This is a genomic window from Pelagibius sp., assembly GCF_028281305.1.
Taxonomy (GTDB): Bacteria; Pseudomonadota; Alphaproteobacteria; order Kiloniellales; family Kiloniellaceae; genus Pelagibius.
The window spans coordinates 1-20,650 of sequence record NZ_JANQKD010000070.1; the positions used below are offsets into that span (position 1 = coordinate 1).

At 66.4% G+C, this 20,650-nt stretch carries 28 protein-coding genes; 11 read left to right on the plus strand and 17 right to left on the minus strand.

The annotated features are described in order from the left end of the window. Positions 1 to 791 precede the first annotated feature (791 nt). Positions 792 to 1,460 carry a LysE family translocator gene (locus tag Q0982_RS13910; RefSeq protein ID WP_299396546.1) on the plus strand — a complete coding sequence of 223 codons (669 nt, stop codon included), beginning with the start codon at positions 792 to 794 and terminating at the stop codon, positions 1,458 to 1,460. 19 nt (positions 1,461 to 1,479) lie between these two features. Here the strand turns inward: Q0982_RS13910 and Q0982_RS13915 are convergent, their stop codons facing one another. The 3 genes from Q0982_RS13915 to Q0982_RS13925 form a co-directional block, all read right to left on the minus strand. Continuing rightward, positions 1,480 to 2,100: an ATP-dependent Clp protease proteolytic subunit gene (locus tag Q0982_RS13915; RefSeq protein ID WP_299396548.1), complete on the minus strand. Its 621-nt coding sequence runs from the start codon at positions 2,098 to 2,100 to the stop codon at positions 1,480 to 1,482. A 78-nt stretch (positions 2,101 to 2,178) separates the two neighbouring features. Beyond that, positions 2,179 to 2,550, minus strand: a complete 372-nt coding sequence (locus tag Q0982_RS13920; protein WP_299396549.1) for an SRPBCC domain-containing protein — start codon at positions 2,548 to 2,550, stop codon at positions 2,179 to 2,181. Continuing rightward, the gene (locus tag Q0982_RS13925; protein WP_299396551.1) at positions 2,547 to 2,861 is read right to left on the minus strand and encodes a helix-turn-helix transcriptional regulator; all 315 of its coding nucleotides are present in this window, start codon (positions 2,859 to 2,861) and stop codon (positions 2,547 to 2,549) included. Before Q0982_RS13925 ends, Q0982_RS13920 begins: the two co-directional genes overlap by 4 nt. A gap of 370 nt (positions 2,862 to 3,231) precedes the next feature. Here Q0982_RS13925 and Q0982_RS13930 point away from each other — a divergent pair, with 370 nt between their 5' ends. After that, positions 3,232 to 3,444, plus strand: coding sequence for a hypothetical protein (locus Q0982_RS13930; protein WP_299396553.1), 213 nt, complete (start codon positions 3,232 to 3,234; stop codon positions 3,442 to 3,444). Between the two features lie 281 nt (positions 3,445 to 3,725). Here Q0982_RS13930 and Q0982_RS13935 read toward each other — a convergent pair whose 3' ends face one another. The 3 genes from Q0982_RS13935 to Q0982_RS13945 are packed head-to-tail and all read right to left on the minus strand — an operon-like array spanning position 3,726 to position 7,075. After that, positions 3,726 to 4,997 carry a bifunctional 2-polyprenyl-6-hydroxyphenol methylase/3-demethylubiquinol 3-O-methyltransferase UbiG gene (locus Q0982_RS13935; RefSeq protein ID WP_299396555.1) on the minus strand — a complete coding sequence of 424 codons (1,272 nt, stop codon included), beginning with the start codon at positions 4,995 to 4,997 and terminating at the stop codon, positions 3,726 to 3,728. A gap of 57 nt (positions 4,998 to 5,054) precedes the next feature. Further along, entirely contained in the window at positions 5,055 to 6,038 is a 984-nt protein-coding gene (locus tag Q0982_RS13940) for an NADPH:quinone oxidoreductase family protein (protein ID WP_299396556.1), read from the minus strand. 32 nt (positions 6,039 to 6,070) lie between these two features. After that, positions 6,071 to 7,075, minus strand: a complete 1,005-nt coding sequence (locus tag Q0982_RS13945) for an asparaginase (RefSeq protein WP_299396558.1) — start codon at positions 7,073 to 7,075, stop codon at positions 6,071 to 6,073. A 162-nt stretch (positions 7,076 to 7,237) separates the two neighbouring features. Here Q0982_RS13945 and Q0982_RS13950 point away from each other — a divergent pair, with 162 nt between their 5' ends. Continuing rightward, positions 7,238 to 7,765: an RNA methyltransferase gene (locus Q0982_RS13950; RefSeq protein WP_299396559.1), complete on the plus strand. Its 528-nt coding sequence runs from the start codon at positions 7,238 to 7,240 to the stop codon at positions 7,763 to 7,765. A gap of 78 nt (positions 7,766 to 7,843) precedes the next feature. Here Q0982_RS13950 and Q0982_RS13955 read toward each other — a convergent pair whose 3' ends face one another. Continuing rightward, positions 7,844 to 8,248, minus strand: a complete 405-nt coding sequence (locus Q0982_RS13955) for an AzlD domain-containing protein (protein ID WP_322097025.1) — start codon at positions 8,246 to 8,248, stop codon at positions 7,844 to 7,846. Further along, positions 8,139 to 8,894 carry an AzlC family ABC transporter permease gene (locus tag Q0982_RS13960; RefSeq protein ID WP_299396563.1) on the minus strand — a complete coding sequence of 252 codons (756 nt, stop codon included), beginning with the start codon at positions 8,892 to 8,894 and terminating at the stop codon, positions 8,139 to 8,141. The genes Q0982_RS13955 and Q0982_RS13960 overlap by 110 nt, the downstream gene beginning before the upstream one ends. A 59-nt stretch (positions 8,895 to 8,953) precedes the next feature. Between Q0982_RS13960 and Q0982_RS13965 the strand changes: the two genes are divergently transcribed. After that, the gene (locus Q0982_RS13965; RefSeq protein WP_299396564.1) at positions 8,954 to 9,523 is read left to right on the plus strand and encodes a CGNR zinc finger domain-containing protein; all 570 of its coding nucleotides are present in this window, start codon (positions 8,954 to 8,956) and stop codon (positions 9,521 to 9,523) included. Here Q0982_RS13965 and Q0982_RS13970 read toward each other — a convergent pair. Together Q0982_RS13970 and Q0982_RS13975 are read right to left on the minus strand one after the other, a co-directional pair. Next, complete coding sequence (locus Q0982_RS13970) at positions 9,520 to 9,921, minus strand: RidA family protein (protein WP_299396566.1); 402 nt, start codon at positions 9,919 to 9,921, stop codon at positions 9,520 to 9,522. The two genes, Q0982_RS13965 and Q0982_RS13970, sit on opposite strands and share 4 nt — an antisense overlap. A gap of 68 nt (positions 9,922 to 9,989) precedes the next feature. Further along, positions 9,990 to 10,559 carry an Lrp/AsnC family transcriptional regulator gene (locus Q0982_RS13975; RefSeq protein WP_322097026.1) on the minus strand — a complete coding sequence of 190 codons (570 nt, stop codon included), beginning with the start codon at positions 10,557 to 10,559 and terminating at the stop codon, positions 9,990 to 9,992. A 28-nt stretch (positions 10,560 to 10,587) separates the two neighbouring features. On the opposite strand from Q0982_RS13975, the gene Q0982_RS13980 reads away from it, so the two are divergent. Next, complete coding sequence (locus Q0982_RS13980; protein WP_299396569.1) at positions 10,588 to 10,974, plus strand: RidA family protein; 387 nt, start codon at positions 10,588 to 10,590, stop codon at positions 10,972 to 10,974. Between the two features lie 81 nt (positions 10,975 to 11,055). On the opposite strand, the gene Q0982_RS13985 is transcribed toward Q0982_RS13980, so the two are convergent. Together Q0982_RS13985 and Q0982_RS13990 are read right to left on the minus strand one after the other, a co-directional pair. Continuing rightward, positions 11,056 to 11,736: a ChrR family anti-sigma-E factor gene (locus Q0982_RS13985; protein ID WP_299396571.1), complete on the minus strand. Its 681-nt coding sequence runs from the start codon at positions 11,734 to 11,736 to the stop codon at positions 11,056 to 11,058. Continuing rightward, positions 11,736 to 12,308 (minus strand): sigma-70 family RNA polymerase sigma factor, encoded by a 573-nt coding sequence (locus Q0982_RS13990; RefSeq protein ID WP_299396572.1) that lies wholly within the window; start codon positions 12,306 to 12,308, stop codon positions 11,736 to 11,738. Before Q0982_RS13990 ends, Q0982_RS13985 begins: the two co-directional genes overlap by 1 nt. Positions 12,309 to 12,619: 311 nt before the next feature. Between Q0982_RS13990 and Q0982_RS13995 the strand changes: the two genes are divergently transcribed. From Q0982_RS13995 to Q0982_RS14015, 5 genes are all read left to right on the plus strand, one after another. After that, entirely contained in the window at positions 12,620 to 13,210 is a 591-nt protein-coding gene (locus tag Q0982_RS13995) for an invasion associated locus B family protein (protein WP_299396574.1), read from the plus strand. Between the two features lie 98 nt (positions 13,211 to 13,308). After that, complete coding sequence (gene rlmN, locus Q0982_RS14000) at positions 13,309 to 14,457, plus strand: 23S rRNA (adenine(2503)-C(2))-methyltransferase RlmN (protein ID WP_299396576.1); 1,149 nt, start codon at positions 13,309 to 13,311, stop codon at positions 14,455 to 14,457. Positions 14,458 to 14,582: 125 nt separating this feature from the next. Continuing rightward, positions 14,583 to 14,801, plus strand: a complete 219-nt coding sequence (locus Q0982_RS14005) for a hypothetical protein (RefSeq protein ID WP_299396578.1) — start codon at positions 14,583 to 14,585, stop codon at positions 14,799 to 14,801. Positions 14,802 to 14,817: 16 nt separating this feature from the next. Then, positions 14,818 to 15,036, plus strand: a complete 219-nt coding sequence (locus Q0982_RS14010; RefSeq protein ID WP_299396579.1) for a hypothetical protein — start codon at positions 14,818 to 14,820, stop codon at positions 15,034 to 15,036. 137 nt (positions 15,037 to 15,173) lie between these two features. After that, positions 15,174 to 16,385, plus strand: coding sequence for an argininosuccinate synthase (locus Q0982_RS14015; protein ID WP_299396581.1), 1,212 nt, complete (start codon positions 15,174 to 15,176; stop codon positions 16,383 to 16,385). 28 nt (positions 16,386 to 16,413) lie between these two features. Here the strand turns inward: Q0982_RS14015 and Q0982_RS14020 are convergent, their stop codons facing one another. The 3 genes from Q0982_RS14020 to Q0982_RS14030 form a co-directional block, all read right to left on the minus strand. Then, positions 16,414 to 16,620 (minus strand): hypothetical protein, encoded by a 207-nt coding sequence (locus Q0982_RS14020; RefSeq protein WP_299396583.1) that lies wholly within the window; start codon positions 16,618 to 16,620, stop codon positions 16,414 to 16,416. A gap of 130 nt (positions 16,621 to 16,750) precedes the next feature. Beyond that, positions 16,751 to 17,053 (minus strand): AzlD family protein, encoded by a 303-nt coding sequence (locus tag Q0982_RS14025; RefSeq protein WP_299396584.1) that lies wholly within the window; start codon positions 17,051 to 17,053, stop codon positions 16,751 to 16,753. Then, positions 17,043 to 17,870, minus strand: a complete 828-nt coding sequence (locus Q0982_RS14030; protein WP_322097027.1) for an AzlC family ABC transporter permease — start codon at positions 17,868 to 17,870, stop codon at positions 17,043 to 17,045. The genes Q0982_RS14025 and Q0982_RS14030 overlap by 11 nt, the downstream gene beginning before the upstream one ends. Positions 17,871 to 18,091: 221 nt before the next feature. On the opposite strand from Q0982_RS14030, the gene Q0982_RS14035 reads away from it, so the two are divergent. After that, positions 18,092 to 18,742 carry a PAS domain-containing protein gene (locus tag Q0982_RS14035; protein ID WP_299396586.1) on the plus strand — a complete coding sequence of 217 codons (651 nt, stop codon included), beginning with the start codon at positions 18,092 to 18,094 and terminating at the stop codon, positions 18,740 to 18,742. 46 nt (positions 18,743 to 18,788) lie between these two features. On the opposite strand, the gene Q0982_RS14040 is transcribed toward Q0982_RS14035, so the two are convergent. Continuing rightward, on the minus strand, positions 18,789 to 19,628 hold the full coding sequence (locus tag Q0982_RS14040) for an AraC family transcriptional regulator (protein WP_299396588.1): 840 nt from the start codon (positions 19,626 to 19,628) through the stop codon (positions 18,789 to 18,791). Positions 19,629 to 19,800: 172 nt separating this feature from the next. Then, the gene (locus Q0982_RS14045) at positions 19,801 to 20,484 is read right to left on the minus strand and encodes an alternative oxidase (RefSeq protein ID WP_299396589.1); all 684 of its coding nucleotides are present in this window, start codon (positions 20,482 to 20,484) and stop codon (positions 19,801 to 19,803) included. Positions 20,485 to 20,650 lie beyond the last annotated feature (166 nt).

Genomic DNA, 20,650 nt, shown 5'->3' on the forward strand with positions numbered 1-20,650 from the left:
GTAGACGAAGGTGACCAGCAGGTCGTCGAACCGCAGGCTGGTGCGGTCCCCGGCGCCGAGTTCGAGAGGCAGCCCCATTTCTGCGCCGAACTCTTTCAACACCCCATTGACGTGGTCAATTCGCGACATGACTTGCAGTCTCCTGAATTGCTAGGCGCGCCACGCAGATCTCTGGATCGACCGCGTTGCCTGTCTGTCGGTCAACGCGTCGAAATCGATCTCTAAGCTTGCGCCATCCCTAAGCTTGGCCCATCCCTAAGCTTGGCCCATCCCTAAGCTTGGCCCATCCCTAAGCTTGGCCCAGGTCTGCTTGTTGCTCAGGGCGCGGTAACAGCGACCTTTGATTGTATATGTCTTATGGCCCTGGTACCGTCGGGACTTCGGACGATAATCGGTCATTTTTCTGTCAGATTTTCATTCACTGCCCGCGCCTCGGGATATCCCTCCTCGGCAGCGCAGAGCAACAGCGCCCGGCGGATAGCGCCGAAATCGCCCACAGAGATGAGACGGCGCCCCCATAAGTTAAGGGGCGCCTCCGCAGCATAAGGTCAGCGCGCTGGCATTGGCCCAAGCCTCATCCTGAGGAAGCCCGCAAGGGGCTGTCTCGAAGGATGATCAAGGGCTCCATCCTCATTGTTCAGCAGCCTGCTAGAGCACGGATTGTCCGTTTCTCGACAGGCTTTGACTGGCGACCGGTTTCGCAGCGAAGCCGGCAAGATCACAATACGCGCGAGAACGACAAAGCCCGCCCTGCCCTTTCATGACGGGGTGGCATCCATGAGGAGGTGCCGGTGCCGCTGGAGGTATACCTGGCCTATCTGGCGACGGTTGCGGTGTTCTTCGCCTCGCCGCCCGGACCGAGCCAGCTTCTGATGATCACGAACAGCCTGCGCTACGGCGTCAGGCCGAGCATGAACACGGTGGCCGGCGACCTGACGGCGAACATGCTGCAGATGATCGCCGCGGGCTTCGGACTGGCAACCCTGATCGCGACCGTCCCGGCCTCGCTCACCGTGATCAAGTGGCTCGGCGTCGCCTATCTCGCCTGGATCGGCATCCGCCTGTTCCGTTCGCCGTCATCGAACCTCACGACGCCGTCTCATCCGGCTGGCCGGAGAAACGGCCCGTTCCGCCCCGGCCTCTTTCGTCCAGACTTGTATCGCCAGGGCTTCATCACCTCTGCCACGAACCCGACGGCGATCTTTTTCTTCGCTGCGCTGTTCCCGCAGTTCATCGACCCCGCCAAGGCGATCTGGCCGCAGCTTGTCATCCTCGGCCTCACCTACATCGCGATCGACGGCGTGCTACTCACCGTCTGGGGGGCGACGGCTCAAGGTCTGCTCAGGCGCTTCAGCGGACGCAGTCCGCAGTGGGTGAACCGCCTTTCGGGGACCCTGATCGTCGTGGCCGCCGCGCTGCTGGCCTTCAAGGACGTCAGCCTGCCGTCCTCCCGCACCTGACGGCACCGCCGGATTTGGCCTAGGGGTTCTCCGGCGCGTCCTTGACGTCGCGCTCCTGAAGGATGCGGTCGATCAGCCCCCATTCCAGGGCCTCTTCGGCGGTCATGAAGTGGTCCCGGTCGAGGGTGCGCTCGACCTCTTCCTCGCTGCGCCCGCAGTGCTGGGCATAGAGCCGGATCATGCGACGTTTGGTTTTCTGCATTTCCTCGGCATGGATCAGGACGTCCGATGCCTGGCCCTGGAAGCCGCCCAGGGGCTGGTGGACATGAAGGCTGGCATTGGGCAGCGCCGCCCGCTCGCCCGGCTCCCCGGCCATCAGCAGAAAGGACCCCATGGAGCGCGCCGTTCCCATGCAGAGCGTATGCACGGGCGGGCGGATGTACTGCATGGTGTCGTACATGGCGAGGCCGCTGGTCACCACACCGCCGGGCGAGTTGATGTAGAAGTAGATCGGCTTCTTCGGGTTTTCGGCCTCCAGGAATAGGAGCTGCGCGCAGACCAAGGCGGAGACCGTGTCGTTGACCTCGCCGTTCAGGAAGACGACCCGCTCGCGCAGGAGGCGGGAGTAGATGTCGAAGGAGCGTTCCCCCCGGCTGGACTGTTCGACAACCATGGGGACGAGCTGCATGGTTTCGCGCATGGGCGAACTCCTGTTTTCTGAACTATCCGACGCCGACCCGCCCAACTCCGACCCGCGGGCCGCCGGCAATCCGCCGCGTCAGGCAGCGCGCATGAGGACGGGGCGGTTGGTGTTGGCGGCCTGGGGTTGCTGCAGCAGGCGTTCGTCCGCCAGCTCATGCACGATGCGCAGGATGGTGCCGCCCTCGCCGTTGGGCCTGATCTGGAACGTCACCACGCTTTCGAGGAAGGGCGGCGCGTCGTCCTTCATGCCGTAGCGGACTTCCTTGCCTTCTTCGGAAGAGACCGGCTCCGCATCGGTCAGGTTTGCTTCCGGCAGCCACCGGTCACGAAACTCCGGCATGCTGATTGCGCGCCAGACCTTCTGAGGCGGTGCATCGAGCTCGACCTCCAACTCCAGATCGGCCACCTGCTCTTCAGTCTCCCGGCGCTGGGTCTTCCGGTCTTTCATGAGTCCATGTCCTTCAGCAAGGCTTTCAATGCATCGATCCGCGCCGGCCAGTAGGCGCGATACCTGGCGAGCCATCCGGCGATCAGCGCCAGGCCCTCCGGATCGACCTCATAGTTGACGAAGCGTCCCTGCCGCTCCTCGCGCACCAGTCTCGCCTTGCGCAGCACCGAGAGGTGCTGGGACATGGCCGGCTGGCTGATCCGCATCCCCTCGCGCAACGCGCTGGCGTTCCTGCCGCCGTCCGCCAGCTTCTCGAAGATGGAGCGGCGGGTCGGATCGGCCAGGGCCTTGAAGACGTCGTTCTCGATCATGAAAATTAGATAAGCACAGACTTATGTGATTCGCAAGGCTGTATCGCGGGCACGGCGCAAGCCGCCTCCTGCCGCCTTGGAGGACTGTGCGCGGCGGCACTGTGGGGAGGCCTTCGGCGATGGTTCGGGAGCCACGTCCGGGGCGCTTGGAGTGGATCAGACAGTTTATGTTCTGAATGCGACAAGCCATTGACATTATTAAGATAAAATGAATTAGAGCTATGCTGCCACAGCATAGACGTTCTGAATTCCCAGCATTTGTCGCAACGCAAAAAGCGGCTTATCTGTCGGCCTAAGAGATTGGGATCAACCGGCGGCGCCGGCTCTGCAAGACGCAGGCGGGCCGCTAAGACAGACAGGAGACAGGACCATGGCCCACATGACCTATTCCGCCCGCCCTTTCGCGCCCGGCCGTCCGGCCATGGGCCTGCAGAGCGGCTTTTTCACCGCCCTCGCCGACGGCTTCGCCCGACTGCGCGAGGTCTATGAGGCCGAGCGCCGCGAGCGACGTCTGGCCTATGCCACCCGCGATCTCGACCAGCACCTGCTGCGTGACATCGGGCTGGACCACAGCGCCAGCTAAGGCTTGGCGGCCGAGGGCCGCTGAGAGAAGTTACAAAGGGCGGTCCGGGGGGACCGCCCTTTTGCTTTGGCCACCTCCAAGACCCGATCCCGACGACGGTGCGGCATGCTTCGAGACGGGCCTGCCGGCCCTCCTCAGCATGAGGGTGTGGGTAGGCCGCAGGCACCGGTCTCATCCCAGGGGCCTCATCCCAGGGACCTCATCCTGAGGTGCGGAGCGCAGCGGAGCCTCGAAGGATGGACCACAGGCTGTGCCGCCGCCACTGGCCGGATTGCCGACGTTCAAGGCAGCGGATAGCGGATGAAGAGATGGTTGAGCCCGTTGAGCACGCCGTAGAGCTGATCGAACTGGACCTTGAAGGACGCCCAGTCGTGGCGCGGGTCGAGGTCCTGCAGGGTCTCCTGGATCCGCCCCAGAGAGGTCTGGCCGTCAACCCAGGGCAGGATCGCCGGGGCCAGCCGCGGCAGGGCGAACTGCAGGGAGAGGCCGTCGAACTCCCCCTTCAGGGTCAGGTCGCGCTGCACCGCCTTGGCGAGCTGCGGACCCTCGAGCACCCGCAGGCAGGGGATGGCATCGCGCCCCACCGGCGCCGCCACCGTGTCCTCGATCTGGTTCTTGGAGGCGTAGAAGATATGGGTCTTGATGTTGCCGGCCAGCTTCTCCGCAAAGGCGGCACGCTCCAGCGGCGCGAGGGACGACAGCTCCTTCAGGATGACCGGGTCCTTCACATAGGTCGCCGGGTCGTAACGGATCGGCTCGATGAAGCTGACCAGCCGCAGGCCCGCCCCCTCCACCAGGGCCGCAACTTCCTCCACCAAATAGGCCCGGTCCTGGCTGTGCAGCAGCAGGTCCACCAGTTCGGCGTCGCTGCCGCTATGGTCGCGCAGCACCGGATTGCGGGCGAAGAGATTGCTGCTCGGCAGCGTCTTCAGAAGCCGCCTGGCCAGCGCCACCTGATCCGCCAGGGAGCGGTCGCCCGCCAGGCTGCGCAGCATTTCCTGCAAGGGATAGACGCCGTTGCGCCCCAGCGTGCCGTAGACCATCAGCCCCATGCCGCCGTCGTGCTTCAGGAGCCCGCTCAGGGCGGCCAGCCCGGCCGCCGGATCGGCCAGATGATGCAGCACGCCGCAACAGTCGATGTAGTCGAAGACGCCGAGGTCGAGGCTCTCGGCCTCCAGCAGGGAGCCGGTGACGAAGCGCAGATTGGTGAGGCCGCGCGCCACGGCCCGAGCCTCGGCGATGGCACGTGACGACTGGGAGAGGTCGAGGTAGACCACCTCGCCGCCGCCTGCAGCCCCGCCACCTGACTCCCTGCCGCCAGCCTGGCCAGCATCCGAGAGCTGCTGGGCCAGCATGATGGCGGCATCGCCGGTGCCGCCGCCCGCCACCAGGGCCCGGAACGGCCGGCTGAAATCGCGCCGCCCGGCGTAGAGGTAGTGATTCACCTCCATCAGGTTGCTGGGCGAGCCGACCACGAGGCGCCGCGCCTCCTCGGCCGGGTCGCGGGAGGGATAGGGATAGGCCTCGTACTGGTCGCGGACGCGCTCGCTCATGGCGGGGCCGCCTAACCGGGGATGCAGAGTGAGGATGCGGGCATGACAGGAAAGACTCTAGGCCGCGCCCGTGGTCAGCACCACCTTGCCGGTGGAGCGGCGGTTCAGCAGCAACCCCATGGCTTCCGCGGCTTCCGAGAGATCGTGCTTGTGTGAAACGTGTGGCCGCAGCCGGCCCTCTTCATACCAGGCGAAGAGCTCGCGGAATTCCTCGGCCAGGCGCTCCGGCGCGTGGCGGCGGTAGGACCCCCAGTAGACCCCCATGGCAGCGACATTTTTCACCAGCAGGATGTTGGCCGGAATCTCCGGCACCCGGCCGGCGGCAAAGCCGATAATGAGGAGCCGGCCCGACCAGGCGATGCAGCGCAGGGAGGCGTCGAAGACGTCGCCGCCGACCGGGTCGAAGACCACATCCGCGCCGCGCCCGTCTGTCAGCGCCTTCACCCTTTCGCGAATATCTTCCTCGCGGTAGTCGATCACCGAATCGGCGCCGTGGTCCCTGGCGATCGCCAGCTTCCCGGCGCCGCCGGCCGTGGCGATGACCCGGGCGCCCAGGGCCTTGCCGATCTCCACCGCCGCCAGGCCGACGCCCCCGGCAGCGCCATGCACCAGCAAGGTCTCGCCGGCCTGCAGGTCCGCATGCCAGCGCAGCGCCCCGTGGGCGGTGCCGTAGGTGATGGGAAAACCCGCGGCCTCGGCCCAGCCGAGGCTGTCGGGAATGGGAAAGACGTCGGCGGCCCGCGCCAGGGCCGCTTCGGCGTAGCCGCCGCCGTCGGTCAGGGCCAGCACCCGCTGTCCCTCGGCAAGATCCGTCACCCCGGCGCCCAGCGCCGTGATACGCCCGGCCACTTCCAGGCCCGGGGAGAAAGGGAACTCGGGCCGCTCCTGGTAGCGCCCGGCGATCATCAGGGTATCGGCGAAGTTCACACCGGCGGCCGCGACCTCCAGCAGAACCTCGCCAGGGCCGGGCGCCGGGGCCGGGATGTCTTCCAGTTCCAGCTCCTCAGGCTTGCCCCAGGCACGGCATACCACAGCACGCATCAGCGTCCTCTCCTTGAGACTTCGGATGGCTTCTAGAAAGGAATCTGTTCGGCGGGGCGCACCTCGCCCACCGCAAGCCCGGCGCGGTTGCGCACCGTGGCGCTCAACACGCCGCCGAGCGCCGCCGCCTCGTCCTCGCTCAGAATGTCGAGGCGGCGCAGCAGTCGGCCCATGACGATCTCCGCCGCGCGGCCGGCGCCGTCGTCGACCTTCACGGCGGCGCCCAGGCCCAGTTCCGGGAAGCTGGCGCAGTAGACCCCTTCGGCCCCGGTCTTGATCAGTGCCTTCTCGCCGGTCTTCTCCATGACCAGGGTATCGAAGCGGCCGCTGCCGGCGACCATGAAGGGTTCCGCCGCCACCGCGCGGCGGACCTGGCGGCAAGCCGCCTGCCGCGTTTCCGGCTGGTCGTCGGGCCGGCCGAGGCGCGCCATTGCCAGCGCGATGTTGCCGAGGGGAATGCCGAGCACCGGAATGCCGCAGCCGTCGACGCCGCGCGGCGCGGCGCCGAGGTCGAGGCCGGTCATGCCTTCAAGGACCCCGAGGATGCGTTGCTGCACGGGGTGTTCGATCTTGACGTAGCCACGGGTCGCCACGTCCATGTGGCGGGCCAGGGTCAGAAAACCGCTGTGCTTGCCCGAGCAGTTGTTGTGGGCCGGCGTCGGCAACCTGCCGCCGGCGAGAAGCGCGATCATCGAGGGTTCGTGCACCGGGAGCTGCGGCCCGCATTCCAGATCGCCCACTTCGCAGCCGATGCGCGCCAGCCAGGCCTCCGCCGTTTCGACGTGGCGCGGCTCGCCGGAGTGGCTGGCGCAGGCCATGGCCAGTTCGGCGTCGCTGACCGCAAAGGCATCGGCCGCACCGCTTTCCACCAGCGCCAGGGCCTGCAGCGACTTGATCGCCGAGCGGGCATAGACCGGTCGCTCGACGTCGCCGGCGGAAAGCACCACCTTGCCATCGCGGTCCACCACCGCCAGCGCAGCACGGTGACGGCTTTCCACCATGGCGCCGCGGGTGACCTCCACCAGCAGCGGGTTCACGGCCCCAGAGGACAATCCAGCGGCGGCGGATGCAGGCAGTGATACTTGGACTTTGGACGGCATGAGGCTGGATCGCGGAGGGGAACGGGAACGGCCTGACCCGGCTGACCCGGCGGCCATGCAGCTTGCCTCCCGCGGCCCGGCCATGCAAGTTTTCGCGCCATGCGAGGATACTTTGCCATCGGGGCCGAGCGCATCAGCAAGCCCATGAACCTGGGCAGTCTGCTGCGCTCCGCCCATGCCTTCGGGGCCAGCTTCTTCTTCACCATCGAACCGGACTTCAATCCCAAGGAGGTGAAGCTCTCCGACACCTCCGATGCGGCGAAGAACCTGCCGCTCTACACCTATCCTTCGGTCGACGAACTGCAGCTTCCGCGCGGCTGTGCCCTGGTCGGCATCGAGCTGACCGAGGATGCGGTCGAGTTGCCGTCGTTCTTTCATCCCCGCGCGGCCGCCTATGTGCTGGGGCCGGAGCGGGGCAGCCTGTCGCCGGCGCTGCAGGCGCGCTGCGACCACATGGTGAAGATCCCGACCCGGTTCTGCATCAATGTCGGGCTGGCCGGGGCGCTGGTGATGTACGACCGCATGATCGCCCAGGGACGCTTCGCCCGCCGCGCGGTGAACCCCCGGGCCGAACCGGAGGCCCTGCCCGAGCACATCTCCGGTGCCCAAAAAGTGCGTCCCAAGTAAGTGCGGCCCAAGGAGGTGCGGCCAAAACAAGGGCAGCAGAATTAGGCGCCGTCCGAGCCGGGCCTAGGTCGGCGCCCTTCAGCCCAGGGCAACGCGCCACAGCGCCGCGCAGGTTGCACCGGCCAGCATCGCCCAGACGGCGCTGCGGGCTGCGAGCATCACGCCCGCCGCCAGCGCGACCGCCGCAGCCTCCCGCCAGCCACCCTGGGCGACCACGGTCGCGACGATGGCGACGATGACCGAACTGGAGAGCGCGTTGAGGAAACCCTCCAGGACCGGGGTCACCGAAAAGCGGCTCATGATCGCCGGTCCGAGAACGCGGGTCGCCAGGGTGGTCAGGGCCATCACCGCAATGGCCAGTATTGTCGCAACACTATCGGCCAGGGCGCAGTCTCCCCGTAAGGGCGCCCACGGAGGCGCCGGCCAGGGCGGCGAGAATGATGTTCCATCCCGCAGGCACGGCTTCCAGCGCAAGGACGGCAACCGCGGCGGCCACCGCAGCGGGCAGCAGGGACGATGGGGTTTTCAGATCTCCTGCAGCGACGGCGGCAAAGAAACAGGCCATCACGAGATCGATCCCGAAGCGGCCGAGATCGCCGAGGCCGGAGCCTGCGTAAGCCCCCAGCGCCGTGCCGGCGGTCCAGGCCAGCCAGAGCGCGAGGCCGCCGCCGACCAGAACGCCGAGGTTGGCCACACCGTCACCGCCTCCTTCGCGCAGGCTACGGTAGCTGTCGGCGAAGTTGGCATCGCTCAGCAGCGGCAGGGCCAGCAGGCGTCGCGGCCAGGGCAGCGCGTTGACCCAGGGCGACAGCGCCGCCCCGAGCAGCAGGTGGCGGGCATTGACCGCCAGAACGGTGAGCGCGATGGAGAGCAGCGGGAGCGGATGGCTCCAGAGATCCAGCACGGCGAACTGCGCCGCGCCGGCAAAGACCGTCGCGCTCATGATCAGGGTCTCGAGCGGCAGCAGGCCGTGCTCGACCGCCGCCGCGCCGAAGGCGAGGCCGAAAGGGGCGGCGAAGACACCGACGGGCGCCAGACGCAGGAAGCCCGCACGGACACCGCGCCCATCGAGCACGGTTGCCGGGCGGGCCTGCGGGGCCTGAGGGTCTTGTCCATTTCTAACCATCATAGAGGTTATAAAGCAGCCGGCGGCTTGCGCGTCAACCGTTGTAGCGGTTAGGTATGGGGATGAGCTATGCCAGCCATCCGGTCCGGCTCTGCGGAGAGCGGCTGATCCTCGACTTCCTGAACACCGCCGACTGGGCGGCGGACGGCGAGGTGGTGCATGAGAAGCTGGCGACGCCGGCCGACGTGGACCGCTGGATGGCGGCGGCCGGCCTGGACGGCGTCGCCGGCCCCAAGACCGCCCGGGAGCTTGCCCGCCTCAAGGCCTTCCGTGCTGCGCTGCGCGCAACGGTGCTGAAGGTGGCCGGCGGGAAGGACGGAGCCCGGGACGGTGTCCGGGCCGTCAACACGGCCCTGCGCGGCATCCGGAACGACGCTCTGGCAGAAGCCGGCGGACCCGCAGCGGTCTCCGCCGCCGGACGCCTTCAGGCAGTGTTGGCGATCTCCGCCGCCGCCCTGCTGGCCGACCCGCGCGAGCGCGTCCGGATCAAGATCTGCCCGGCGGACAACTGCGGATGGCTGTTCGTCGACGAGACCCGCAACGGCCGCCGGCGCTGGTGCTCGATGGAGACCTGCGGCAACCGCGCGAAGGCACGCCGCCACTACCAACGCAGCCAGGCGGCACGCAGCTAACCTTTCCAGAGCACCAGATCGATCTCCACGAGCGCATCGCGCGCCAGCGCCGAAACACCGACGGTGGTGCGCCCGGGCAGGCGCTGCGCATCGGGAAAGTACTCGCCGTAGACCCGGTTCATCTCCGGGTAGTCGCGCTCGAACTGCGTCAGATAGATTCGCGCGAAGACGGTGTCGGCCAAGACGTAGTCGGCATGATCGACAATGCGCGCGAGGTTCCGGAAGGACATGTGGGTCTGGGCCGCAATACCGTCGGGCAGGGGCGCCTGCGGATCGTCCGGGTCGACCGGCAGCTGGCCGGTCACATAGAGGAAGGGGCCGGCCTTCACCGCGTGGCTGTAGCGGGCCGTGGGCGGTGGCGGGGCGGCGTCGGGCGCGATCAGGTGCTGCAGGCTCATGGGCTTCGTCCTCTGAATGGGCTGGGCTCTGAATGGGCTGGGCTCTGAAGGTGGTGGGGTTGCGTCAATCACTCCGGCGGCAAGGGAACCGCCGGCCATTCCCCTGTCACCTCTGCCTGGACCGGCCGCTCAAGGTAGGTCGAGAGCACGACGAAGCTCTTTGTCCCGCGGACGCCGGGCAGCACAAAGACCTGGGACAGGAACTGTTCAAGCGCTTGGGCGCTGGCCGTCCGGACCTTGACGATGACGCAGGTGTCCCCAGCCACCGAGTGCATCTCCTCGACCTCAGGGAAAGCATTCAGCCGCATCATGCGCTGGCTTTTGCCCCAGCCTTCCGCATCGACGTGGACGAACGCCAGAAAGGGCTTGCCGACGGCGGCGCCGTCAATCCGCGCTGTCGTCCCGGCAAGGGCGCCGGACGCCTTCAGGCGCTTAACCCGCTCGTGCACCGCCGGGGCGGAAAGCCCTGCCGCCCGCCCCATCTCGGCATAGGTCTGGCGCGCGTCGGCGGTCATGGCGGCTAAGATCTTTCGGTCAAAGGTATCGAGAGGGCGTTGAGGCCCTCTCTTCTGCGGCAGATCCTTCGTTTCTGATTCCATAAACTCAATCGTTCCTTGATGCCCAGTCCATTCGGACATTATGCCTGGGCCAGAAAGGATATTCATCATGGAAGAGAGAACGGTAAACCCGGTGACCGGGGTCTATCCGGCCACGCCGGACTACGTGCACGCGCTGGAACTGCGCGGCAGCGAGCGGCTGCTGTTCGTGAGCGGCACCATGGGCCTCGACGGCGGCGGCCAGGCCGCGGAGACCCTGGAGGCGCAGCTCGACCTGGTCTGGTCGAACATCCGCCGCATCCTGGCCGAAGCCGGGATGACGACCGACAACATCATGCGTGTCACCAGCTATCTGCGCGATGCCGGCTATGCGGAGAAGAACCAGCAGGCCCGCCTGACCGCCCTGGGCCGGCGGCGGGTGCCGACCACAGCAATCGTCGTCGAGACCCTGACGCCCGATTGGCTGGTCGAGATCGAAGTGATCGCCGCAGCATGACGCGGCGCTATCGCAGCCTCAAAAAAGAAAACGGACCGGCGGAAGGCCGGTCCGATCCTCTTTCGACGCTGTCGGCGCCGATCAGTAAGTGACGAAGGGGTTCAGCAGGCGGCCGAAGGTTCCGGTCATCTTCATCGGCGCGTCGCTGACGACCAGGCAGATGCAGGGCTCGCCCACGTCGGCGACCGGCTGATGGTCGACGGAGGGATCGGCGATCTGCACGTCGCCCCGCTCGTAATGCCCGTCAGCGTCGCTGTAGCCGCCTTCCAGCACCAGGGTCACTTCCTGGCCATGATGGGTGTGCTTTGGCACGGCCACGCCCGGCTGGATGCGCATCAGGCGTGTCTTCGCCCCATCGGGGCCCAGTTCGATCTCGGTGTCCTCCACCCCGCGCATCACCTTGCGCCACTGCAGCGCCGTGAGGTCGACCTGCAGATAATCCCGCAGCGGGCGCGGCAGGGAGGGGTCCTCCATATCCGGCTTGCGCGGCAAAGGCATGGCACCGCCCCAGGGCGCGCTTTCTTCGGTCTCGCTGTCGAGCATGTCGATCTCGGCCATGATGCTGCTGAAGGCCGACTCGTCCAGGCTGGCGGGATCGAGCGCGTCCATCAGCGACCCGCCCAGGGCTTCGTAGGCCTCCACCTCGGCGCGGCAGGCCGGGCACAGCGTCAAATGACTGGCGACCACGAGGGACAACGCCTCGGGAAGGCTGCCGGCCGCGTAGGCCATGAGGATTTCTTCAGAAGGATGATGCTTCGGCATCACTGGTACTCCTTGAGCGCCTTGCGGAGGTGACCGAGGGCGAGGCGCAGACGGGACTTCACGGTGCCGAGCGGCAACTCCGTCTCCTCTGCGATGGCGCCATGCGCCTTGTCCTCGAAATACGCCATTCTGATCAGTTCCGCTTGCTCACTCGACAAAGACTTCATTGCCACCGAAAGCCGCTCCGACTGCTGGGCGGCCTCCACCAAACTGTCTGCATCTTCCGCCGCCGCCGGCACCAGGGCCGGGTCGTCGGGGTCGTACTCGGGCCGCTTTTCGCGGCGCAGGGCATCGATCCGCTTGTTACGGGCGATGGTGAAGATCCATGTGCTGGCACCGGACTTCGACATATCGAAGCTTTCGGCGCGGCGCCACACCATGATCATCGCTTCCTGCACCAGCTCTTCGGCCTGTGCTTCGCCGGCCCCCTGGCGCATCAGATAGGCTTTCACCCTGGGGCCGAAATAACTGAACAGTTCGGCAAAGGCGATCCGGTCCCGATCCCGCCCGACGGAGACGAGCAGATCGGCCAGGTATCCCGGGTCGGCCTTGCCGTTGGAGACCTTGGGCATAGCCGCCATTCTAGCAGGCCCACCCAGGGTGAATCCGACAGGCAGGACCGCTTCTCTCCGTACCGCCACGCTTGCCACCTGTTCCGTTACATCTGTGTGTACGGCCCAAAGCCGCCTTTGGATCAGTGGAAGCGCCGGCGATATTCCGAATTATCATAGACAAACTGTGGATTGCCCCGCACCGGGGCGCAACCCCACCCTCCAATTGCCGTTAGACCCGTCCGAAGCCCGTTAAACTATTGTTTTTGGAAGGCTCGTGCTTTTGTTATAAGGCAAGCCAGACTGCCGACAGTCGCAGAGGGGTGGCAGGCTTGCTGGCCAGCCCTATAATAGCGGCCATGTCGGAGAATAACATCCCATCAACGGCGCTCGTGTCTTCGCTCATGTCACTCAGGAAGATCTTTATCCTATCGATTTTCGCCCTTAGCGCGAACCTTCCGGCCGGCACCGCAGAGGCGCAGGGGGTTGAACGGATTGGCGATTTCTCAGACTGGAGTGCGTTCAGGTTCACCGAGAACGACACACCCACATGTTTCATCGCCAGCGAGCCGACCAAGGCGGAAGGCAACTACAGCATTCGCGGCGACATACACGCGATGGTTACGCACCGTCCGGCGGAAGACCGGGTGGATGAGGTCAGCATCCAGGCCGGCTATACCTACCAGGAAAACTCCGCCGTGGAGATCGAAGTCGGCGCCATGACGGTCAAGCTGTTTACCCAGGGCGCGTCCGCCTGGGCCGTCGACAAACCGACCGACCAGAAGCTGGTGCAAGCCATGATCCGCGGCAACACCATGGTGGTGCGCGGCACCTCGGAGCGCGGCACCGACACGGTCGACACCTATTCGCTTTCCGGTTTCACCAAGGCCTATCAGGCGGCCCAGAGAGCCTGCGGCCTTTAGCCGCGACCGAACCCGGCAAGCCGCCCCGGTCGGTCTCGTATCCGATGGCTGTCCGCGGCCTCTTGTCGCGGGCCGGCCGAGATCGTATCTAGGGCGCCATGAGCCGAAGCCACGCCCAAGCCTTTGCCCCGCCGCCGGAGAGCGCCGCCGAGCGCCGCAATCTGGTCGGGCTGTCGCGCGCCGAGCTGGCGGCGGCTATGGCCGAGCTGGGGGAGAAGCCGTTCCGCGCCAAGCAGCTCTGGCACTGGATCTATCATCGCGGCGAGACCGATTTCGCCGCCATGACTACCCTGTCGAAGGATTTCCGCGCCCGGCTTGGCGAACGCTTTACGGTCGCCCGCCCGGCGGTGGCCGAGGCGCTGGTCTCGCGCGACGGTACCCGCAAGTGGCTGCTGAACCTGCCGGACGGCCAGCAGGTTGAGACGGTCTATATCCCCGAAGAGGACCGCGGCACGCTCTGCGTCTCCAGCCAGGTCGGCTGCACGCTGACCTGCAAGTTCTGCCACACCGGCACCCAGCGCCTCGTGCGCAACCTCGCGCCCGCCGAGATCGTCGGCCAGATCATGGTGGCGCGGGACGGCCTGGGCGAATGGCCGGGAGACGGCTCCGGGGGTCCCGCTGAGGGCCGCCAAGTCACCAACATCGTCCTCATGGGCATGGGCGAGCCGCTCTACAACTACGACAATGTCGCCGCGGCGATGAAGATCGCCATGGACCCGGAGGGGCTGTCGATCTCCAAGCGCAAGATCACCCTCTCGACCTCGGGCGTGGTGCCGGAGATGGAACGCTGCGGGCGCGAGCTGGACGTGAACCTCGCGGTCTCCCTGCACGCCACCTCCGACGAGACCCGCGACTGGATCATGCCGATCAACAAGAAGTATCCGCTGAAGATGCTTCTCGACGCCTGCCGCAGCTATCCGGGCACCCACAACGCCCGGCGCATCACCTTCGAATACGTCATGCTGAAGGGCGTCAATGACAGCGAGGAAGACGCGCGTCGCCTGATCGCGCTGCTGAAGGGCATCCCGGCCAAGGTGAACCTGATTCCCTTCAATCCCTGGCCGGGGTCTTTTTTCGAGTGCTCCGATGCGGCGACCATCAAGCGTTTCGCCGACATCCTCTCGGCCGCCCACATCTCCAGCCCGGTGCGCGCCACCCGCGGCGACGACATCCTGGCCGCCTGCGGCCAACTCAAGTCGGAGTCCGAGCGCCGGAAGAAAAGCGAGCGCGCAGGCGCCGACCTCTGACCGCCTCCTCATACGCTTCCCCGGTCATCGGGCACCCCTGCCCCTCTTGGATCAACGCCGCTTTGGCTTTAGGGTTGCCGCAGCCGCCGATGACCTGAACCTGAACCCATGGGAGCCTGGCCGACATGGTGGTCATCCTGCTTGGCGGTTTCGTCTTTGCGATCCTCTGCATCTATCCCCTTTGGCGCATCTTTGCCCGCGCCGGCCTGCCGCCGGCCCTTTCGCTGATGGTGTTCCTGCCGCTGGGTGGCTTCGTTGCGCCGATGATCCTGGCTTTCGCGGAGTGGCCCAGCGCGCGGGGATCCCATACACGGGGACCCAACGCCCTGCCACCGACGCGCTGAGACGGGAGGAACGACCATGACGCTTTTCCTGCTTGTCTTCTGGCCGGTGCTGATCGTTTTGGCCGCCATCTATGTCTGGCTGCACGCGCGCATCCTGCGCCGGGCCGGCCACTCCCGTCTCTGGTCCCTGGCCATGCTGCTGCCCGGGGTGAACGTCGTCCTCATCTGGGTCTTCGCCTTCACCGACTGGCCGGCGCTGAAAACCAGCAAGGCCATCCCCGAGATCTTCGAATAGGCTGACCGCGGCAAGCAGCGAACGGGAACCCTTGAAACCCGGCCGCCGCGCCTCCAACCGCCTCTTGCCCCCCTCTTGCCTGGGGCCCCGGGTTGCCTATACTCGCGCGGTTTTTCCGTTTGGGGCGTTCATCCATCATGTCCGAGATCAAGAAAGTCGTGCTCGCCTATTCCGGCGGCCTCGACACCTCCGTCATCCTGAAATGGCTGCAGAGCACCTACGACTGCGAAGTGGTGACCTTCACCGCCGACCTGGGCCAGGGCGAGGAGCTGGAGCCGGCCCGCAAGAAGGCCGAGATGCTGGGCATCCGCCCGGAGAACATCTTCATCGAGGACCTGCGCGAAGACTTCGTGCGCGACTACGTCTTCCCCATGTTCCGCGCCAATGCGCTCTACGAGGGCGTCTACCTGCTGGGCACCTCCATCGCGCGCCCGCTGATCGCCAAGCGCCAGATCGAAATCGCCGCCGAGACCGGAGCCGACGCCGTCTGTCACGGCGCCACCGGCAAAGGCAACGACCAGGTCCGCTTCGAGCTCGGGTACTATGCCCTCAACCCGGACATCAAGGTAATCGCCCCCTGGCGCGAGTGGGAGCTGAACAGCCGTACCAAGCTGATCGACTTCGCCGAGAAGCACCAGATCCCCATCGCCAAGGACAAGCGCGGCGAAGCGCCGTTTTCGGTCGACGCCAACCTGCTGCACATCTCCGCCGAGGGAAAGGTGCTGGAGGATCCCTGGGACGCGCCGGAGGAATACGTCTACTCCCGCTCCGTCTCGCCGGAAGACGCCCCCGACAAAGCGACGGTCATCACCATCGACTTCGAGAAAGGCGATCCGGTGGCGGTCGACGGCGCGCGGCTCTCCCCCGCCGCCCTGCTGACCCGGCTGAACGAACTGGCCGGCGCCAACGGCATCGGCCGCCTGGATCTGGTGGAGAACCGCTTTGTCGGTATGAAAAGCCGCGGCGTCTACGAAACGCCGGGCGGCACCATTCTGCTGACCGCGCACCGGGCCATGGAATCGATCACCCTCGACCGCGGCGCCGCCCATCTGAAGGACGAACTGATGCCGCGCTACGCGGAACTCATCTACAACGGGTTCTGGTGGTCGCCGGAGCGCGAGATGCTGCAGGCGCTGATCGACAAGAGCCAGGATGCGGTCAACGGCCAGGTACGCCTGAAGCTCTACAAGGGCAACGTCATCGTCGAGGGCCGCCAGTCTGACGACTCGCTCTACTCCATGGAGCACGTCACGTTCGAAGAGGATTCGGTCTACGACCAGCGCGACGCCGCCGGCTTCATCAAGCTGAATGCCCTGCGCCTCAGGCTGCTGAACCGCCAGCGCCGCTAAAAGACGGGCTGGTCGCAGGGCTGGCAGATCACTCCGGCGGCGATCCCTCCGCCGGCGGCTGACCGAAAGAGGCTTCGCCCAGGGGATCGGCTTCGACCCGCTCGGCCATCACCTCGAAGGCCTGGGCATTCTTGTCCATGTGCTCCTTCAGAGGCGCGTTCTGCTCCCCCACGGTGCGGAAGAAGCCTGCCGCGTCGCGCAACAGGCGCGCAGCAATTTCTGCATTGGTAGCCATGCTTGCCCCAATCAAGTCAGTTGCAATGGAAAGGAAGGAGAAAGGCAGGAGCGGAGCCTAACACGGCCCCGCCGAGGCTGTCGCCCTCTTCCTCCCGGCGCCCTCTTCCTTACCGCCGGGTCGCCGGCCTTTAACCCAGCACCATCCGCAGAGCCACCACCGCCAGGCAGCCGCCGGACACGGCGGCGATCAGCGGCAGGCGCAGGGCCAACAGAACGGTGATGACAGCCGCGAGGCTTTCCGCCGGCCCGGTGGCAAAGACCTTGGGGGCGATGATGGCGATCAGAACGGCACCCGGCACCGCCTCCAGGGCGCCGGCCAGACGACCGCTGATGGTCGCGCGGCGCACCAGCCAGCCACCGAAGATCCGGGTCGCATAGGTGGCAACCGCCATCACCGCGATGGCCGCAAGCACGAGGGGATCAAGCTGCACTGTCCGCCTCCCCGGGGCCAGGCTTTGAGGGGCCAGGCATTGAGGGGCCGGGCTTTAAGGCGCCAGGCTCCGGCGCGCGATTGGGTCCTTGCGCCGGGCCCTGCAGGGCCCCGGCCACAGCACCCGCGATGCCGCCGAGAGCGATGTACCAGACGCCCGGCAGCAGGAAGTAGGCGGCGACGGCAGCCAGCGCAGCGGCCAGCCAGGGAGGAAGGCTGCGCCTGCCCTTCCACATGCCCACCAGGAGCGTCAGAAACACGGCGGTGAAGGCAAAGTCGAGGCCGTAGCGCTGCGGGTCTTCCAGGAGGCCTCCGAAAATCGCGCCCAGAGTCGTGCTGGCGACCCAGCAGAGATAGAAGATCAGGAACAAACCGGCGTAATAGGACGGCGTCAACGCCGCCTCACCGCTGCGCTTCAGGGCCAGAGCCCAGATCTCGTCCGCCAGAAAAAACAGGCCGCCGTAAACCTGTCCGCGCGACCAGCCCGTCAGAGAGGGAACGATGGTGGCGCCCATGAGCACATGGCGCAGATTGACCGTCAACGCCGTCAGCCCCAGGAGCGCAATGGCCGGCGGCGACGTCCAGATCTCCACGGCGACCAGCTGCGAGGCCCCGGCGAACACCGTCGCGCTCATCACTGCCATCTCCAGGGGGGAGAGGCCCTTCTGCGCCCCCAGGCTGCCCAGGAGCAGACCGAAAACGGCCGCCGGAATCAGGAGCGGCGCGATGGCAATCAGACCGGCCATGAAATCGCCGCCATCGGCTCCGCGCAGCCAGCGGACGTGCCGACGGTGAGGCTTTGCTGTCTGGGTCTTCATTGGATGTCTCGAGAATCCGGCGGTGTTTGATTGCATATGCGCGGCCAAGGTGCCCCAGGCTGCCCGCCGTGGTCTTGTAGGATTTTGCCGTGGCGCGGGCACGGGAGCATCGACTTATGGAAGAATTTCTGCACACCATACAACCGCGACAACGACCATCCCTGGAGGCGGCGAAGCAGGCTTCGCTTGAAACCTCTTCAGATGAGATAGTTCAATCGCTTATGGGTGTTGAATCCGTTCAGGCCTTGGCCGATCGCATCGTCCGCCATTTGAAGGCGCCCCGTTCCGCGGTGTGGAGCGGCGGCGATGCGGCGTTTGCCCTGCACGTGGATATCGAGGACCTGCGGCTGAAGCTGGATCCTGAAGAGGACGACCTTCCCACCGAGATGATCCGCCAGGTGTTGCGACACTGGCGCTCCCTTCCGATGGTCAATGGAATCCCGGACCGTATCAAGGTGGCCCCGGAAGACCTGCGCCCGGCATTGGGCTATCTGATGCTTGTCGACGTCCTCGCCGATCCCGGCGACTTCCGCTATGCCCTCTACGGCACCAAGATTGCCGAGGTATCCGGGTTCGACATGACGGGAAAGAGCGTCTGGGAGGTGGCCACCACCAGCGCAATCCAGAGGTTCTTTGTGGCCTGCTACGAGGCGGCGGTCACCTTGCGGCGACCCCTCTACACCGTGCACCAGGCGCCGCCCTCCATCACTGTCAGCCACTGGCACCGGCTGATCCTGCCCTTGGGGCGCGACGGGGAGGTCCGCCGCTTCCTGGTCTGCAACGTCCCCATGCACGACGACGGCAGCGGTGACGGCCTTATGGTGACGTCACCCCCGACCCCGGTGGCAAAACCGCCGGCGGAGCACGATTGAGCGGGGACGACGGGATGCCGCCTCTTAGGCCGTGCCCCTCAGTCCCTTAGGCGGCGTCTCGGACCACGCCGCTGCGGTACTGGCCGGGGGTCAGACCGATCCAGCTTTTGAAAGCACGATTGAAGTGGCTCTGGTCGTAGAACCCGCAGGTAACGGCAACGGCGCTGAGCGGGTCGGGGCCGGCCAGAAGACCCTTGGCAGCGGCGATGCGCCGCCCGGTCATGTAGGCATGGGGCGTGATCCCCACCTCGCGCCGGAAGGCCCGCAGCAGGTGGAACCGGCTGAAGCCAGCCTCATTCGCCAGCTCGGAAAGGGTCAGGTCTTGCATATACTCGGCATCTATGAGCGCCCGCACGCGGCCCACGGCGCGGCTTTCCCGCCCGAGCCGCCGGCCTTTGGGATCGAGCACGGTATAGCGCCGCACCATCTCCGTCATGGCGCCGGTAAAGGCCTCGTCGACCGCCAGCTTCGGAGCACGGTGTTCGAGAAGGCTGTGCAGGTGAATGAAGCGGGCCGCCAGATCCGGCGCGTGAACAACAGCCTGGCGGAACATGGGAAGCGCGCCGTCCCGCGTGCCGCGGTCCTCGCTCAGGTCGCCGGTCACGTCATCGGCCAGGCGCTGAATCAGGCTGACCGAAGGGTAAAACATGCGGTAGGCAAAGCTGTCGCCGTGCGGCTGACCGTCGTGCAGTTCATGGGGATTGACCGTCACCAGGCTGCCCGCAGGGGCAATGTGGCGTACGCCGCCGCAGCGGAACGCATCCGCTCCGGCGAGGATCACCCCCACCGCGAAGGTATCGTGAGTGTGGGGGGCATAGCTGTGCCGGTAGTAGCGCGCCTTCAGGCACTCGAGATCGTCGTAGCGCCGCTCCCGCCAGAAGCGCACCTTGTCCTCCGGCCGCCTGCCAGCCCGGCCTCGGGGTGCCCCGTCACGGGACTGGGCATAGGCCGTCTGCTGATCGATCCCCATAGCCGAAGTCTAGCGCAGACGGCCCCGGAACCCTTGTACGAAATTGCTCTCTTCCGTCCATCCGGACTGCCGCTCCCCTTAGGCAGGGTCAGGCGGCCTCCGGCCAGTCGGGCGGTGTGCCGAGAGCCGCTCCAGCCGGCTTCCCGGTGGGCTTCAAACCCGCCAGATCGTCTGCGAAACCGTGGTTGGCGTCGCGGTGGCCGGCCTCGTCGGCACGGACCGCCACCACCACGGCACGCAGGTCGGCGTCGGCCGGCAGGCCCCAGTAGTCGATGGCGATCTGCGGCGCCGGCCCGTTCGGCAGGCGCCCGGCATCGATTTCCTCGAGGTAGCGGGTGTAGGACACCACGGCCTCCTCCTCGAGATAGCCGACGACGCGGTGGGCGGTCTTCGGCGCAAAGAGATAGAGCAGGAAGTAGGCGTTGTAGAACAGCCCCTGCGCCACCAGGATCAGCAGCCGCTCAAAGCGCGACGGGCGGGCGACATGGACGAAGGTCATCAGGTGCATGCGCTCGTTTTCCGCCTCGTCCAGCAGCGTCCGGATCCAGCCCCGGTCGTCCTGGATCTTGCGCAGCGCCTTCAGGTGCTGCAGGGCGCCACCCACCATGCCGGGCACGGCGGCCACGGTTTCCAGCATCACGGCACGGTGCCCGTAGCGCTTGCGGAAGAAGAGGTCCATAACGGCGCGGAGCACCTTCACGGTGAACAGCGCAAGACGGTCGGACAGACCGCGCGGGCGGTAGTGGCTTTGGAGGTCTGTGGTTCTGCTCATGGAACGGCTCCTGACAGGGGAGGGCCGCCTTCCAGGATTTCCTCTGGCCGGCCCATCGAAGCGCCCAAAAGAACGCTGCGGGCCTGCGGTTCGGGGGCATACCCTCCCGGCTTCTGTCTTTAGATGTGGGAAGCCCCGGAGCGGGTCCAAGAACGTCATTCCGACG